The organism is Paraburkholderia sp. XV (genome assembly GCF_020177535.1).
Taxonomy (GTDB): Bacteria; Pseudomonadota; Gammaproteobacteria; order Burkholderiales; family Burkholderiaceae; genus Paraburkholderia; species Paraburkholderia caribensis.
In genome coordinates, this window is the sequence record NZ_JAGUUD010000093.1 from 18,937 (window position 1) to 32,462 (window position 13,526).

Genomic DNA, 13,526 nt, shown 5'->3' on the forward strand with positions numbered 1-13,526 from the left:
CTCCGCCGGGTCCGTCCGATGAGTTCGATTACCGCCTCCCGTTCCGTCTCTCGCGGCACGCCGCTGCTGCTCATCGCCTCGATGGGTTGCGCGATGACGGTGCTCGACACCAACGTGGTCGGCATCGTTCTGCCCACTATCGCGCGAGATCTCAACGCTTCTTTTGCCGATATCGAATGGGTGATCAGCGCGTATGTGTTGTGCTTCGCGGCGCTGCTTTTGCCCGCCGGCTCGCTTGCTGACCGCTTCGGGCGCAAGCGCGTATTTCTGACGGGCATAGCGCTGTTCGCGGCCGCGTCGCTCGCCTGCGGCCTTGCGCCGACGGCCGGGCTGCTGTATATCGCGCGAGCTGCGCAAGGCGTCGGCGCGGCCTTCCTGCTCGCACCGGCGCTCGCCATCATCGGCCACGCGTTTCATGACGAGCGCGAACGCGCGCGCGCCTGGGCGGTGTGGGGCGGCATCATGGGGCTGACGATGGTCCTCTCGCCGCTGATCGGCGGTGTGATCAGCGCGTGGCTCGGCTGGCGCTGGGCATTCGCGATCAACGTGCCGATCTGCGCGCTGCTGGCGACGGGCGTCGTGCGGATCGTCGACGAATCGCGCGATCCGACGCCGCGATCGCTCGATCTGCCCGGTATCGCGCTGTTCGCCGCGGCGATGTTCTCGCTGACGTGGGCGCTGATTCTTGGACCTGAGCGCGGATGGCTGAGCATGCAGGCGCTGTCCCGCGCGTGTGCCGGCGTGATCCTTTTCGCGTTGTTCGTGTGGGTGGAGAGCAGGCGCGCACATCCGATGCTCGATCTGGCGCTGTTCCGCTCGCTGCCGTTCGTCGGCGCGATCGTCGCGATGTTTGCTTACGCGTCGTCGGCGCAGGTCATGGCTTCGCTATTGCCGTTGTTTTTGCAAAACGCGCGTGGAGAAAGCGCGCTGCTCGCGGGCGCGGGCATGCTGCCGTTCGCGCTGGCGATGCTGATCTTGCCTCAGCTAGGTCGCAAGCTCGCGGCGTTCCTGGACTCGCGCCAGATTCTCACGCTCGGTCTTGCGGTGGTGGCATGCGGCAATCTCGCGATGATGGTCGCCGCACGCAGCGCCAGTCACGCATGGTTGATCGGCGCGATGGCGTTGCTCGGCAGCGGCGGTGGCCTGCTGAACGGCGAGACGCAGAAGGCAATCATGGGCACGGTGCCGCGCGAGCGCGCGGGCATGGCGTCCGGCATCAGCACGACCTCGCGCTTCACGGGCATTCTGCTCGGCTTCTCGGGGCTGGGTGCCGTGCTGGCAGAAGGCGTGCGTTCCGCGCTGACGGCGCAGATGACACAGGCGCATGTACCCGTCATGCAAGGTTTTATCGAGCGCGTGATGGCGGGAGACTTCTCGCGTGCGTTCGCGCTTTATCCGCCGGCATCGTTGGATGTACTCGTTCATATCGCACGGTCGAGTTATGGCGAAGGCTTTGCGCGCGCGTTTGCGGGCGCATCGATCGTGGCGGCCTTGTCTGCGGCGATCGTATTCGTGTCGATGCGGAACAGGAAGTGTTGATGTCAGTTGATTGCGCAGGCGTGTACCGATTAGTATAAAAAGCTCCGTGCCATGAGCGTGCCGCCACGCGCAATTTTCAATGAACCGATATGAAGCACTCGCCAAAACGATGGCGGCCGAAATACGCTCGGGCAGTCTTGCTGTCGGCGCGCGCATGCCTTCGCTGCGGCAGGTCATTGCGCAGCATGGCGTGAGTCAATCGACGGCGTTTCGTGCGTACTATCTGCTGGAGGAGTGGGGCCTCATTCGCGCGCAGGAGCGCTCCGGCTATTATGTCGCGCCGGGCGCAGCCGTTCGCGACACGCGGGAAGCGACCGCCAGGCGCGCCCTCACCGAGTCCGCGAAGGTCGATATCAGCGAACTGGTCTTCAGCGTGCTCGAAGCGGCAAAGCATACGGGTGTCGTACCGCTCGGCTCGGCGTTTCCTTCACCGATGCTGTTTCCGCTACAACGTCTTTCCAAATCGCTGGCCCAAACGTCGCGGACAATGAACCCGTGGAGCACCGTCGTCGATTTGCCGCCGGGCAACGAGGCTTTGCGCCAGCAGATTGCGCTGCGCTATCTCGGCATGGGACTGTCGCAACCGCTCGATGAGATCGTTGTCACGAATGGCGCGCTCGAAGCACTGAATCTTTGCCTGATGGCCGTGACGCGTCCCGGCGATGTCGTGGCCGTCGAATCGCCCGGCTTCTATGCGGCGCTTCAGGCTATTGAGCGACTCGATCTGCGCGCAGTTGAAATACCCGTGGATCCGCGCACTGGCCTCGACCTGGACGCGCTTGCGCAAGCGCTGGAGAAGCAGCCCATTCGCGCATGCTGGTTCATGACGAACTACCAGAACCCGACGGGCGCGACGATGCCGGTGGAAAAGAAAAAGGCGCTCGTCGAACTGCTCGCGCGGCACGACGTGCCGCTGATCGAAGACGACGTATATGGCGAGCTGCATTTCCAGGCGGATTATCCATTGCCCGCCATTGCCTTCGACCGGAAAGGACTCGTGATGCATTGCAGTTCTTTCTCGAAGACGCTCGCGCCGGGATACCGGATTGGCTGGGCGGCGGCCGGGAAGTTTGCGGAGAAAGTACAGCGGGCCAAATTGATGACGACATTATCGGCGAGCATTCCCGTGCAGGCGGGTATCGCCGACTATCTTCAGCATGGCGGATACGACCGGCATCTGCGAAAACTTCGTGCTGCGTTGCGCGCGCAACTCGATGCCATGAATCTCGCGCTGCGCCGCGCGATGCCGAAAGGCGTGACGTGGACGTGTCCTTCAGGCGGCTATTTCGTGTGGCTCGAATTGCCCGGGCACGTCGATGCATTGGCGCTGCACAGGCAGGCGATCGAACAGGGCGTGAGCGTGGCGCCTGGGCCGATCTTTTCCGCGTCGCGCAACTTTCGGAACTGCGTGCGGCTGAACTTCGGGCATCCATGGAATGCCGATATCGAACGCGCCGTGCATGTGCTTGGCGGGTTGATCGCACAAGCCACTTGAGCGGACAGCGCGAGCGTCAATGCGCGATCGTGACGGCGATTCGGGCGAACGCAAAGAGAAGCCCGCCGAAGCACAGCGCGAGCACGACGGCCATCACGGGCAGCAACGGCAGCTTGACGGTAGCAAGATCGGCTTCGTGCGCAGCGCCACGCCGCACGCCGAAGAAACTCCACAGCACCATGCGCATCATGTTCAGCAAGCCCATTTCAGTTCTCCCGCCAGTTGCGTCAGTCACGCGTTTTCATGGGTCTATCGTAGGCGGGCGAGGGCATTGGCATAAGAAGCAGTTGAGCGCTTTTTCTGCGTAGCAGCGGTGCGGCAGGCTGTCGCACCGGATATCGCTGTCGGGAAATATGACCTGCGGCTGGTTCAACCAGGTAAAGTTTTCAATCGACTCCATCCGCCGCTTTCCTTGTCAGATGCAGGAACGCCTATTGCGCGCCTTCATGCGCTCACTTTCATAGGAGGCAAATATGGGCTCGATCAATCCGCAAACGCGCAGAACGGGTGGTGCCGATATTGTCGGCGGCGGCGTCGGTGAAGGTCCGGGACCGGAGGTGATGGCAGCCTCGACGCTCGACGGAACGAAGGTGTATTCGTCAGATGGAGAACATGTCGGCAAGATTTCCGACATCATGCTCGACGTGCGCAGCGGACGCATTGCATATGCCGTGCTGTCCGAAGGTGGCTTTCTCGGCATGGGCGCCACGCTGCACGCGATTCCGTGGAGCGCCCTGACGCTCGACACCGATCAGAAGTGCTTTCACGTCGATATCAGCGCGCAGATGTTGAAAGACGAACCGGGCTTCGACAAGGATCACTGGCCGAGCATGGCCGATCCCACATGGGGCGAATCGCTGCATACGTATTACAACCGCGACCCATACTGGAACTCGCGCCGCGACTACGTCGACCCCGACGTGCCGCCGACCGCGCATTGAAGTGAGGCGTTAAAGCTTGCCAGGCGCGCTAATGCGAAGCCGCGCATACCCATCTATGCGCGGCTTCGCTGCACATGCCATTCAGACCTTGACGGCAGAAGCGTCGTAAATCTCGTCGATGGCTTCAGCCAGCTTCGCGTTGAATTCGCTGTCGCTCATCTGTTTTTTCAGGTCATTGATGAGCGCGCGCGAAAAGCTCGCGATCATGCCGTGATTCTTTGCGAGCAGCTTGCACGCTTCGGTGCGCGTATAACCGCCCGATAGCGCCACGACGCGCAATACCCGTGGATGATCGATCAGCGGCTTGTAGAAATCGGCGACGTCGGGAATGGTCAGCTTGAGCATCACCTGTTTGTCGGCGGGCAGTGCGTCGAGGCCTTTGATGATCTCGTCGCGCAGCGTCTTCTCGGCGCCCGCTTTATCGGGTGTCTTGATCGATACCTCGGGTTCGAGGATAGGCATGAGGCCAGCCGCGTCGATCTGCGCACCGTACTCGAACTGTTGCTTGACGACGGCGGCAATACCCGCAGGCGAGTTCTGCTCGATGACTGAGCGCATCTTGGTGCCGAAGATGCCGAGTTTGCCGGCGCGCGCGAGCAATGCGTCGAGTCCGGGGATCGGCTTCATCAGACGCACGCCGTCGCTTTCCGCTTCGAGTCCCTTGTCGACCTTGAGGAACGGCACGACGCCGCGGTCTTCCCAGAGAAACGAAGGCACCGGCTTGCCTTGCGCCTGCCCGTCCATCGTGGCTTCGAAGAGAATGGCCGCGATGACCTTGTCGCCCGAGAATGCGGGCGCGGTGATGATACGCACGCGCATTTCGTGGATCAGTTTGAACATTTCGGCGTCGCCGTTATAGGCGTTGTCTTCGATGCCGTACTGCCGTAATGCGCCAGGCGTGGAGCCGCCGCTCTGGTCGAGCGCGGCGATGAAACCCGCCTTATCAGAAATCTGCGCCAACATTTTTTCATTTGCCACGGACGTTTCCCTCCTTGAACAACTGATGAGTGACCATGTGTTTCCGACCCGACAAGTGTAAGGCATTGCGGCGCACGCTCCTACATGGCGGGAAAGGCGGCCAATCGAACAGACAAGCGAAGAACGTTCCAGCTGCGCTGGCGGAGTGCGTTTCGGGCGCGGCGCTGCAGGCCGCGACTCGCTACGGCTCGCTGCGTGGCCGGCCGCGGATGAACAACTCCATGAAACCCGTGTGCGGATCGGCTTCGCGCGAGAACGCATGATCGGGCAGCAACGCGAGCAGAATTTCAACGGTCGTTCGTACGACGCAGCCGCGCGCCACATGCCCGCCGAACACTCGCCCGTCGGCGTCGGAAACCGACATGTGCAGATGCGCGCCGTCTGGCGCAACGGAACCGGCGAGCGTCAGGATTTCCAGGTCGCCGCACAGTTCAGTCGGCTGGTCGATTCCGGCGTATCGCAACTGCGCGACGCTCAGGCTGCCGATACCCTGAACCACGAACGCGGCTGTCGCGCCGAGCCGGCGCACCGTGTCTTCCAGCGCGTCGCGAAGATCCTGGCCGGGGCGCAGGCGAAGAGGATGAGCGTGCATCAGTGGTCTTCCATGGGTCGTTGCGACATCTCGGCGGCGCGCGTCGATCCTCATTGGCGCGGTCACGCCGCTAACATACAGTACCAGTAAGAACGGCGGACCGGCCGCAATCCCGTGCGCGGCTGCGAAGCCAACACCCTCATCATTCGGACCGCGTCCGTACGGCGGGAAGGCGATGAAAGCGCTACTGCGAGCAGTCGTCATGGTGGCCTGCGTGGCGGCCGTGATCGGCGTGCTGTTCATTCCGCTGCCGCGCGTATTCGATCTGTCGACGCGCATCGTCACCGTCATGCCGATCGATCGGGACAGCTCGACTGTGTTCGACTACGTGACGACGCCCGCGCATTGGCCTGCGTGGCATCCGTCTTCGCTTTCCGTGACGGGCCCGACGGATCATTCGCTCGGTATCGGCGAGCGGACCACGGAAGAATTTCGCGTCGCCGGGCGGCGCGGGGAGGTCGTGTGGACGGTGGTCGAACGCAAACGCCCGGAGAAATGGACGATCGACGGCACGATCCAGGGCCGCCCAGCCGGCACGGTCAGCTACGCGCTGACGGCTGAGGCGAACCGCAAAGACGGCAAGGACGTCACGCAGTTCGAGCGCACTTTCACGTACCGCTCGCCGACACTCTGGTTCGCGCTGCTGAACGCGGCATTGCTGCGCGCGAAGATTCAGGCCGAGTCGGACGAAGCCGTCGACCGGCTCAAGGAGATCCTCGAAAAGCCATAGCGTCAGTCGTCACGCGAGGTTCTGCGATCGCATGGATTCTCTATGAGATGCAACGTGACATATGGCTCAAACGATTGCGATGTATGCTTGACGAAGCGCGCAGGCGTTAAGCTGATTCGCTCGTGCGCAAAGTTTTCGTCAGACGGAAACGCTGCGATGCGCGTCGTGCAAGCGCACGCGAAACTGCGTGACAAAGCCGCTGTCTGACAGCAAGGTCGACTGCACGATGGCCTTCAAAATGCGAACATGTCGCACGTTTTTTTATCGGCAATGTTGTGCAGGCCGCGCTCACCGGCCGTACAAACGTTTGCATCGGCAGGCTTCAAGGGTTCGCCCGAACTGATCGATGCGGAATGGAGTGAGATAGTTTGTATGCGGGAATAGGGGTGGCGGCTTCATGAAGGCAACACGAAACACAGGTATATCGCAGTTCACGAGAGGCTGAACATGGAACAGTCCTTAAGCAACTTCGCCCTTTCGACCAACGGCCAAGCCGTGACTTTCGATATCGTCGTGCAAAAGCGCGCGATAGGCTGCGCGATTACGCGCGATGCGCTCGAGCAGCACTTCTGGCTGGAGCGCGGAGCAGACGAGTCGCACCTCACAAAGGCGTTCGGCAACGGCCAGCGCCGCATCGCCGCCGTCGCCGAGCGCAAGGCGCTCGCGAAGGGCGCGACGCATGTGTTGATTACCGCAGACGATTTCGAATACCGCTAAAGACCGCCTGTATTTAGCTATTTAGCTTTACCGTGCGCCGCCGCGCATGAGCCTCTGACCATGTAAAATCGCGTGCGCTGCGCGAGAGCCGCGCACATCAGCTGCTTGGCTCGGGCTTCTCGCCACGAGCCTGTCATCTTTCCGCCCCGTTCACCTTTGTGCCCGCCGCACGCTTTCTGGCTTGCGGCGTCCATGCACGGCATGTCCGTCGTGCACAGCAAGGGTGCACTGCGATCCGTTCAGCCGTGCCTATGCGTCGCGGCACGCGAGCGAGATTCGCATCGATCGCGCATTTTCATGCGGTTCGATCCGCATCGCGATGCCGGCCAACGTGACGCTCGATTGCCGACATCTGCATTGTGCGGATCATTCGGCGATTGCGGCACTGGAAGCACTGCACGCGCGCTATGCAAAGCTCGGCAAACGCCTGCGCCTGACCAATCTCCCGGTGCGCAACCGGCGTCTGTTGCAGCGGGCCGATGCTGGTGTGGTGATGCGGCAGGAAGGCAACTGACGCCTGCCTGCCGATGCGCGGCTACAATGCGAGCCTGGCCTGCACCCGAAGTCGCGGCAGGCCTTCGACACAGGAGACAGAACAATGACAACGCAAGACCAGGCGGGCATCCCGCAGCCTGGGGCCACGCAGACGAGTGCGCCCGCATCGTCGCATTCCGCCGTCGACGCCGGCACCATCAGCGCGCGGCTCGACCGCTTGCCCGCGACGCGCTCGGTATGGAAGCTCGTCGTGATGCTGAGTCTCGGCTTTTTCTTCGAGCTTTACGATCTGCTCTATACGGGCTACGTCGCGCCCGGCATCGTCAAGAGCGGCATCCTCACATCGACCACGCAAGGCCTGTTCGGCACGACGGGGATCGCGAGCTTCATCGCGACGCTGTTTCTCGGGCTCTTCATCGGCACGATTGCGTGCGGCTTTCTTGCGGACCGCTTCGGCCGCCGCGCGATCTTCACGTATTCGCTGCTGTGGTACACGGTCGCTAACGTCATCATGGCGTTTCAGGAAACAGCCACCGGGCTCAACTTCTGGCGCTTCATGGCGGGCCTTGGAATCGGCGTCGAACTGGTGACGATTGGCACCTACATCTCGGAGCTGGTCCCGAAGCACATTCGCGGCCGCGCATTCGCGTGCGAACAGGCAGTGGGCTTCATGGCCGTGCCTGTCGTCGCGTTTCTCGCCTGGCTGCTGGTGCCGCGCGCGCCGCTCGGGCTCGATGGCTGGCGCTGGGTCGTGCTGATCGGCGCGCACGGCGCGCTGTTCGTCTGGTGGATCCGGCGCAATCTGCCCGAGAGCCCGCGTTGGCTCGCGCAACAACGGCGCGTCGATGAAGCGGACCGCGTGATGCGCGCGCTCGAAGCGAAGGTCGAGGCCGAGTACGGTAAGCCGCTGCCGCCGGCTGCGCCGCCCGTTCCCGTGCCGCCGAGCGGACGCTTCGGCGACATGTGGGTGCCGCCTTATCTCAGCCGCACGCTGATGCTGAGCATCTTCAACATCTTCCAGACAGTCGGCTTTTATGGCTTTGCGAACTGGGTGCCGACGCTGCTGATCAAGCAGGGCATTACCGTGACGACGAGCCTTGCCTATTCGAGCGTGATCGCGCTCGCGGCACCCGTGGGTCCCATCATCGGGCTTTTCATTGCGGACAAGTACGAGCGCAAGAGCGTGATCGTCGCGATGGCGGCGCTCATCATCGTGTGCGGACTGTGGTTCAGTCAGACGACGGCGGCCGCGCTGCTGATCTGTCTCGGCGTCGGGCTGACGCTGGGCAGCAATATCATGTCGTACAGCTATCACGCCTATCAGGCAGAGCTGTTCCCGACCAGCATCCGTGCGCGTGCAGTGGGCTTCGTCTATTCATGGAGCCGCTTCTCGGCGATTTTCACGGCGTTCTTTATTGCGTCGGTACTCAAGTACTTCGGATCGACAGGCGTGTTCGTGTTCATCGCGGGCGCGATGGCGATCGTGATGCTGGTGATCGGCGTGATGGGGCCGCGCACGCGCGGCGTTGCACTCGAAGAGATCTCGCACTGATCGGCGACACGCGTCTGTTGCTGCATTAAAAAAGCAATGGCCGGTGTCTTCACAGACACTGGCCATTTTCAATGACGCTACGGTCGTTATGCCTCGAGCGCGAGCGTAGCGAACGTGGCGAGCCAGTGCTCGCCCATGTAGTCGCCCGCTACGTGTTGCAACGCGGTTTCTAGATGAAGTTCGGCGGCGTCGAAGAGCGCGGCGCGGCGCGGATCGTCGTTCGACAGCGCGCGCGCCAGCGAGCGCTGGCACCACGCGCGGCTCAGGTTCAGCCCGTCGAGATGCGCGATCTTGCCGTCGCTGCGATCCGTGACGGTGGCGGGGGCGAACAGCGTCGCGGGTCGACGTTGCGCGAGATCGGGCAGGAAGCGCTCGAACCATCCGGCGAATTCGGCAGGCGGCAGCACGCGGCGCATCAACTCCGCTTCCATCAGCGACGGCGACAGGAACTCGTCGCCTGACGGCTCCCACGCCTGGCATCCGGCGTCGTTCAGATACCAGCCTTTCGCCGTATCGACGACGAGGCGCGCGAGCGAATCGCGCTGCGTGCGATGCGCGAAGTCGAGCGTAAGCGCCAGCGCGAATGCAGTGTTGAAATGCGTGCCGACCCGCAGCGGATACGTCGCCTTTGGCAGAAATTCTTCGAAGCGTTCGACGAAAGCCGCTGTCAGCGGCTCGATGGTTTGTGCCCAGCGCTCGGCTTGCGGCAGCTTCAACGATGCGACCTGACCCGACAGCGCAAGCAGCCACGCCCAACCATACGGGCGCTCGAAGCCGCGGTTATGCGGCAGGTCGAGATAGGCGCGCTCACCTGCGACGTTCTGCGCGGTGAAATGCTCGTCGACGACGGCGACGATGCGCGGCGCTTCCGGCAACTCCGGAAAGCGTTCGACCAGATGCAACAGCAACCAGTAGCCGTGCACGCACGAGTGCCAGTCATAGCTGCCGTAAAAGATGGGATGAAGTTCGCGCGGGCCTTGCACGTCCTGCGGCCCGGCGAGCGAATGTGTGAGCTTGTTCGGATACTCGCGCGTGAGGTGAGCCAGCGCGAGGCCCGCGAATTTCGATGCGATTTCAGAAGTGAGTACGGCAGTCATCGACGCCTCGTCGTAACGGGTTGTGGGTTACGGTAAGCCTTGAATGCGGGTGTGCCGCATCGAGGGTGAGGTGCACATTCTGCCTTTACTGAACCCGGTCTGTCATGTGCAAGCCGTGTTGCAATGCGATTCAGAACAGCTCGCGAATCCGGCGATAGAGCATCCCCAGTTCCAGCGCCGGTCCGCGCAGCGCCGGTCCGCCCGGAAAGCGCGCGTGCCTGATGCGCCTGAACAGATCGAGCGCGGCCGTGTCACCCGAGATTGCCTTTGCAATGACGCGCCCCGCAATGCCCGTCAGCGCCACGCCATGACCCGAAAAGCCTTGCACATAGAAGTAGTTCGGATCGATCGCGCCGAAATCGGGCGCGCGATTGCGCGTGATATCGACGAAGCCGCCCCACGCAAATTCGATTTTTGTATCCGCGAGTTGCGGAAAGACGGCGAGCATGCGCTGGCGGATATCGCCTGTCAGTTGCGCGGGCGAAGCGCCCGTCGAACTCGCGCGTCCGCCGAACAGCACGCGATGATCCGCCGACACCCGAAAGTAGTCGAGAAAAAAGTTGTTGTCGCAGATCGCGGGCCGATTCCTGATCAATGCATCCGCGCGTGACTTGCCGAGCGATTCCGTCGCGACAATGTACGACGCAATGGGCGCGATGCGTGCGGCGATCGCAGTGGGCAAGACATTGCCGAGTGTGGCGTTGCCGCATGCGGTGACGAAGCGGCAGCGCACTTCGCCCGTCGCGGTGCGTACCACAGGCCGTGCGCCGCGCACGACTTCGAGCACGGGCGACTGCGCGAAGAGTTGCGCGCCTTCGCGGCGCGCGGCATCGGCGAGTCCGAGGCAATACTTGAGCGGATGCAGATGCCCGGATAACGCGTCGTGGACGCCTGCCAGATAACGTTCCGAGGCGATGCGATCGCGCATGTCGCCGGCATCGACCCACGACAGATGCGGATAACCCCAGCGGTTCGTCGCCGCGTCCATCCATCCACGCAGATCGGGGACACGTTTCGCTTTGGTCGCGACCGTCATGAAGCCCGGGGTGAAATCGCATTCGATTCCATAGCGCTCGATTCTCTCGTGCACCAGCTTGACGGCATCGACGGACAACGCCCACGCAGCGCGCGCGCCTTCGAGGCCGAGTTGCTTTTCGACGATCTCGTCTTTTGCAAAACCGGCGAGCACCTGTCCGCCGTTGCGTCCCGACGCACCCCAGCCGGGGCGATGCGCATCGAGAACGACGACGGAGAGCCCGCGCGCGCGGCATTCGAGCGCCACCGACAAGCCCGAGAACCCGGCGCCGATCACGCAGACGTCGGCTTCGAGGGAGCCTTGCAGCATTGGATCGTCCGTGAGCGGGCGCGACACGGTGGCTTCGTAGTACGAGTTGCGGATCAGCGCATCCGCGCGGCGGTCGAGTGTTTCCGTCATCAGAGCCAGTCCTTCATTCGATACCAGGTCATTGCAAGCACGAGTGCGGGTGTGCGCAGCAGTGCGCCGCCGGGAAAGTCGCGATGGCGGATTTTACCGAACAGATCGAATCGCGAGGCCTGGCCATGGATGGCTTCCGCGATCAACTTGCCTGCGAGTCCGGTCGTATTGACGCCGTGTCCCGAGAAGCCTTGCGCGAAGTAGACGGTCGGCGCGAGCCTGCCGAAATGAGGTGCGCGGTTCATCGTGATGTCGACGAAGCCGCCCCATGCATAGTCCACTTTGACATCGGCGAGTTGCGGGAAAGTTTTTAGCATGTCGCGGCGCATGGCTTCGCCGAGATTGCGCGGCGCGAAAGTCGAGTAGCTGACTTTGCCGCCCCAGAGTAGACGGTTGTCGGGTGCAGGGCGGAAGTAGTCGAGCACGAAGCGGCTATCGCAGACGGCGGCGCGCGCGGGCATGAGCGCGGCGGCGCGGGCCGGGTCGAGCGGTTCCGTGGCGATGACGTAGGTGCCGACGGGCATGATCTTTCGCGATACTTGGGGCGCTAGCGCGCCGAGCCATGTATTGCAGGCTAGCACTACGTATTTGGCGCGCACCGTTCCTTGCGCTGTTTCGATCAGATGGGTGCTGTTTTCTTTACGCAGTGTCTTGACGCAACTGTTTTCGTAGATGCGGACGCCATTTTCGGCGGCTGCGCGGGCCAGGCCGAGTGTGTAGTTCAGGGGATGCAGGTGGCCGCTGTCCGGGTCGAAAAGGCCGCCGAGATAGCGGGATGATTGCACGTACTGATCCATATGGGCGCGTTCGATGTATCGATACCGGTCGTGGTTGAAGCGCCTTTTTGCGTTATCACGCCAGGTGCGTAGTGCGTCTACGTGTTTTTGCTTGTTGGCGGCTGTGAGGTAGCCCATCGTCAGATCGCAGTCGATGCGGTGCTTCGCTACGCGGTCTTTCACTATGTCCAGCGTTTCCAAACCCATTTGCCAGATGCGGTGGACGTCGCTTTCGGGCATGTACTTCGCGAATGTGTCTATTTCGCAGGCGAAACCGCCTATTAGCTGGCCGCCGTTTCGGCCGCTTGCTGCCCAGCCGACTTTTGATGCTTCTAGCACCGCTACCGTGTGGCCGCGTTCGGCGAGGTTCAATGCGGTTGAGATGCCGGTCAGGCCGGCGCCTATTACGCAGACGTCGACTGTGATGGTTTCATCCAACCGTGGATGGCGGGTCTGGTCGTTTGTGGTTGCTGCGTACCACGATGCTACGTGAGGTTGGGAGGTGAGGTTTTCTGGCATGGGCGGAAGTTGTTGGGCCGGTGTGTTTTGCTTTCTCGGCGGTTTTTGCCTTGGTGGTTTATGTGTTGCGGTTGGTTTGGTTTTCTGGGGCTTTGCGCTGGCATCCGCATTACGTTAGCGCACTTCACGCGTTGCCCCTGTGCGGGGCGGCACCTACTTTTCTTTGCCGCCGCAAAGAAAAGTAGGCAAAAGAAAGCGGCTCACACCGCCAGCCCGTGTTTTTATCCACGGGCCCCCAACGTCCCCACACTTCACACGGCAGTGCCCCGGGTGATGCTCGTTGCCAACGCTTCGAATCAACGCCTCACCCACTTCAAATACCCCTACCCGGCCAAGCGGCAGCGAATGGTATGCGCCGCCCAGGTGGCAAACTGTGTGTAGGCCGTAGTGCCTCGCACGCTTCACTCCGGACCGATAGCGCACGCGTCCCACCTTGTAAGAGCGCCAAGCTATACGACGCGACAACCTGCACACTGTTTGCCACCTGGGCGGCATCTACCATTCGCTGCCGCTGGCCCGGGTACGGATATTCGAAGCGGGTGAGGCGCTCATTCGAAGCGTTGGCACGGGCATTAATTAGCGCGTTGCCGCGTGAAGTACAGGGCCGTTGGGGGCCCGTGGATAAGAACACGGGCTGGCGGTGTGAGCCGCTTTCTTTTG

13 protein-coding genes are annotated in these 13,526 nt (G+C 62.3%); 7 read left to right on the forward strand and 6 right to left on the reverse strand.

Annotated features, from left to right (window positions below):
• Positions 1-18: 18 nt before the first annotated feature.
• Positions 19-1,539 carry an MFS transporter gene (locus tag KFO72_RS31545; protein WP_060605601.1) on the forward strand — a complete coding sequence of 507 codons (1,521 nt, stop codon included), beginning with the start codon at positions 19-21 and terminating at the stop codon, positions 1,537-1,539.
• Between the two features lie 79 nt (positions 1,540-1,618).
• The gene (locus tag KFO72_RS31550) at positions 1,619-3,034 is read left to right on the forward strand and encodes a PLP-dependent aminotransferase family protein (RefSeq protein ID WP_225033754.1); all 1,416 of its coding nucleotides are present in this window, start codon (positions 1,619-1,621) and stop codon (positions 3,032-3,034) included.
• Between the two features lie 16 nt (positions 3,035-3,050).
• Here KFO72_RS31550 and KFO72_RS31555 read toward each other — a convergent pair whose 3' ends face one another.
• Positions 3,051-3,239: a DUF2970 domain-containing protein gene (locus KFO72_RS31555; protein WP_007745548.1), complete on the reverse strand. Its 189-nt coding sequence runs from the start codon at positions 3,237-3,239 to the stop codon at positions 3,051-3,053.
• A gap of 268 nt (positions 3,240-3,507) precedes the next feature.
• Here KFO72_RS31555 and KFO72_RS31560 point away from each other — a divergent pair, with 268 nt between their 5' ends.
• Positions 3,508-3,975 carry a PRC-barrel domain-containing protein gene (locus tag KFO72_RS31560; RefSeq protein WP_054933816.1) on the forward strand — a complete coding sequence of 156 codons (468 nt, stop codon included), beginning with the start codon at positions 3,508-3,510 and terminating at the stop codon, positions 3,973-3,975.
• An 81-nt stretch (positions 3,976-4,056) separates the two neighbouring features.
• Here the strand turns inward: KFO72_RS31560 and KFO72_RS31565 are convergent, their stop codons facing one another.
• Together KFO72_RS31565 and KFO72_RS31570 are read right to left on the reverse strand one after the other, a co-directional pair.
• Entirely contained in the window at positions 4,057-4,953 is an 897-nt protein-coding gene (locus KFO72_RS31565) for a fructose bisphosphate aldolase (RefSeq protein ID WP_054933817.1), read from the reverse strand.
• A 181-nt stretch (positions 4,954-5,134) separates the two neighbouring features.
• The gene (locus KFO72_RS31570) at positions 5,135-5,545 is read right to left on the reverse strand and encodes a PPC domain-containing DNA-binding protein (protein ID WP_225033755.1); all 411 of its coding nucleotides are present in this window, start codon (positions 5,543-5,545) and stop codon (positions 5,135-5,137) included.
• Positions 5,546-5,720: 175 nt separating this feature from the next.
• Between KFO72_RS31570 and KFO72_RS31575 the strand changes: the two genes are divergently transcribed.
• From KFO72_RS31575 to KFO72_RS31590, 4 genes are all read left to right on the forward strand, one after another.
• Positions 5,721-6,275 carry an SRPBCC family protein gene (locus KFO72_RS31575; protein WP_225033756.1) on the forward strand — a complete coding sequence of 185 codons (555 nt, stop codon included), beginning with the start codon at positions 5,721-5,723 and terminating at the stop codon, positions 6,273-6,275.
• A 447-nt stretch (positions 6,276-6,722) separates the two neighbouring features.
• A complete protein-coding gene (locus KFO72_RS31580; RefSeq protein ID WP_035996740.1) occupies positions 6,723-6,992 on the forward strand; it encodes a DUF1488 family protein in 270 nt (89 codons plus the stop codon).
• A 223-nt stretch (positions 6,993-7,215) separates the two neighbouring features.
• Positions 7,216-7,506, forward strand: a complete 291-nt coding sequence (locus tag KFO72_RS31585; RefSeq protein WP_225033757.1) for an STAS domain-containing protein — start codon at positions 7,216-7,218, stop codon at positions 7,504-7,506.
• An 84-nt stretch (positions 7,507-7,590) separates the two neighbouring features.
• Positions 7,591-9,039 (forward strand): MFS transporter, encoded by a 1,449-nt coding sequence (locus KFO72_RS31590; RefSeq protein ID WP_225033758.1) that lies wholly within the window; start codon positions 7,591-7,593, stop codon positions 9,037-9,039.
• A gap of 86 nt (positions 9,040-9,125) precedes the next feature.
• On the opposite strand, the gene KFO72_RS31595 is transcribed toward KFO72_RS31590, so the two are convergent.
• The 3 genes from KFO72_RS31595 to KFO72_RS31605 form a co-directional block, all read right to left on the reverse strand.
• Positions 9,126-10,136: a DUF2891 domain-containing protein gene (locus KFO72_RS31595; RefSeq protein ID WP_225033759.1), complete on the reverse strand. Its 1,011-nt coding sequence runs from the start codon at positions 10,134-10,136 to the stop codon at positions 9,126-9,128.
• A 130-nt stretch (positions 10,137-10,266) separates the two neighbouring features.
• Positions 10,267-11,571 carry an NAD(P)/FAD-dependent oxidoreductase gene (locus KFO72_RS31600; RefSeq protein ID WP_225033760.1) on the reverse strand — a complete coding sequence of 435 codons (1,305 nt, stop codon included), beginning with the start codon at positions 11,569-11,571 and terminating at the stop codon, positions 10,267-10,269.
• Positions 11,571-12,866, reverse strand: a complete 1,296-nt coding sequence (locus KFO72_RS31605; RefSeq protein ID WP_225033761.1) for an NAD(P)/FAD-dependent oxidoreductase — start codon at positions 12,864-12,866, stop codon at positions 11,571-11,573. Before KFO72_RS31605 ends, KFO72_RS31600 begins: the two co-directional genes overlap by 1 nt.
• Positions 12,867-13,526: the final 660 nt, after the last annotated feature.

Bases quoted from the DNA above. Each gene is read 5' to 3' on its own strand.
- KFO72_RS31545 (WP_060605601.1), top strand. From the start codon at position 19: ATGAGTTCGATTACCGCCTCCCGTTCCGTCTCTCGCGGCACGCCGCTG.
- KFO72_RS31550 (WP_225033754.1), top strand. From the start codon at position 1,619: ATGAACCGATATGAAGCACTCGCCAAAACGATGGCGGCCGAAATACGC.
- KFO72_RS31555 (WP_007745548.1), bottom strand. From the start codon at position 3,239: ATGGGCTTGCTGAACATGATGCGCATGGTGCTGTGGAGTTTCTTCGGC.
- KFO72_RS31560 (WP_054933816.1), top strand. From the start codon at position 3,508: ATGGGCTCGATCAATCCGCAAACGCGCAGAACGGGTGGTGCCGATATT.
- KFO72_RS31570 (WP_225033755.1), bottom strand. From the start codon at position 5,545: ATGCACGCTCATCCTCTTCGCCTGCGCCCCGGCCAGGATCTTCGCGAC.
- KFO72_RS31575 (WP_225033756.1), top strand. From the start codon at position 5,721: ATGAAAGCGCTACTGCGAGCAGTCGTCATGGTGGCCTGCGTGGCGGCC.
- KFO72_RS31580 (WP_035996740.1), top strand. From the start codon at position 6,723: ATGGAACAGTCCTTAAGCAACTTCGCCCTTTCGACCAACGGCCAAGCC.
- KFO72_RS31590 (WP_225033758.1), top strand. From the start codon at position 7,591: ATGACAACGCAAGACCAGGCGGGCATCCCGCAGCCTGGGGCCACGCAG.
- KFO72_RS31595 (WP_225033759.1), bottom strand. From the start codon at position 10,136: ATGACTGCCGTACTCACTTCTGAAATCGCATCGAAATTCGCGGGCCTC.
- KFO72_RS31600 (WP_225033760.1), bottom strand. From the start codon at position 11,571: ATGACGGAAACACTCGACCGCCGCGCGGATGCGCTGATCCGCAACTCG.
- KFO72_RS31605 (WP_225033761.1), bottom strand. From the start codon at position 12,866: ATGCCAGAAAACCTCACCTCCCAACCTCACGTAGCATCGTGGTACGCA.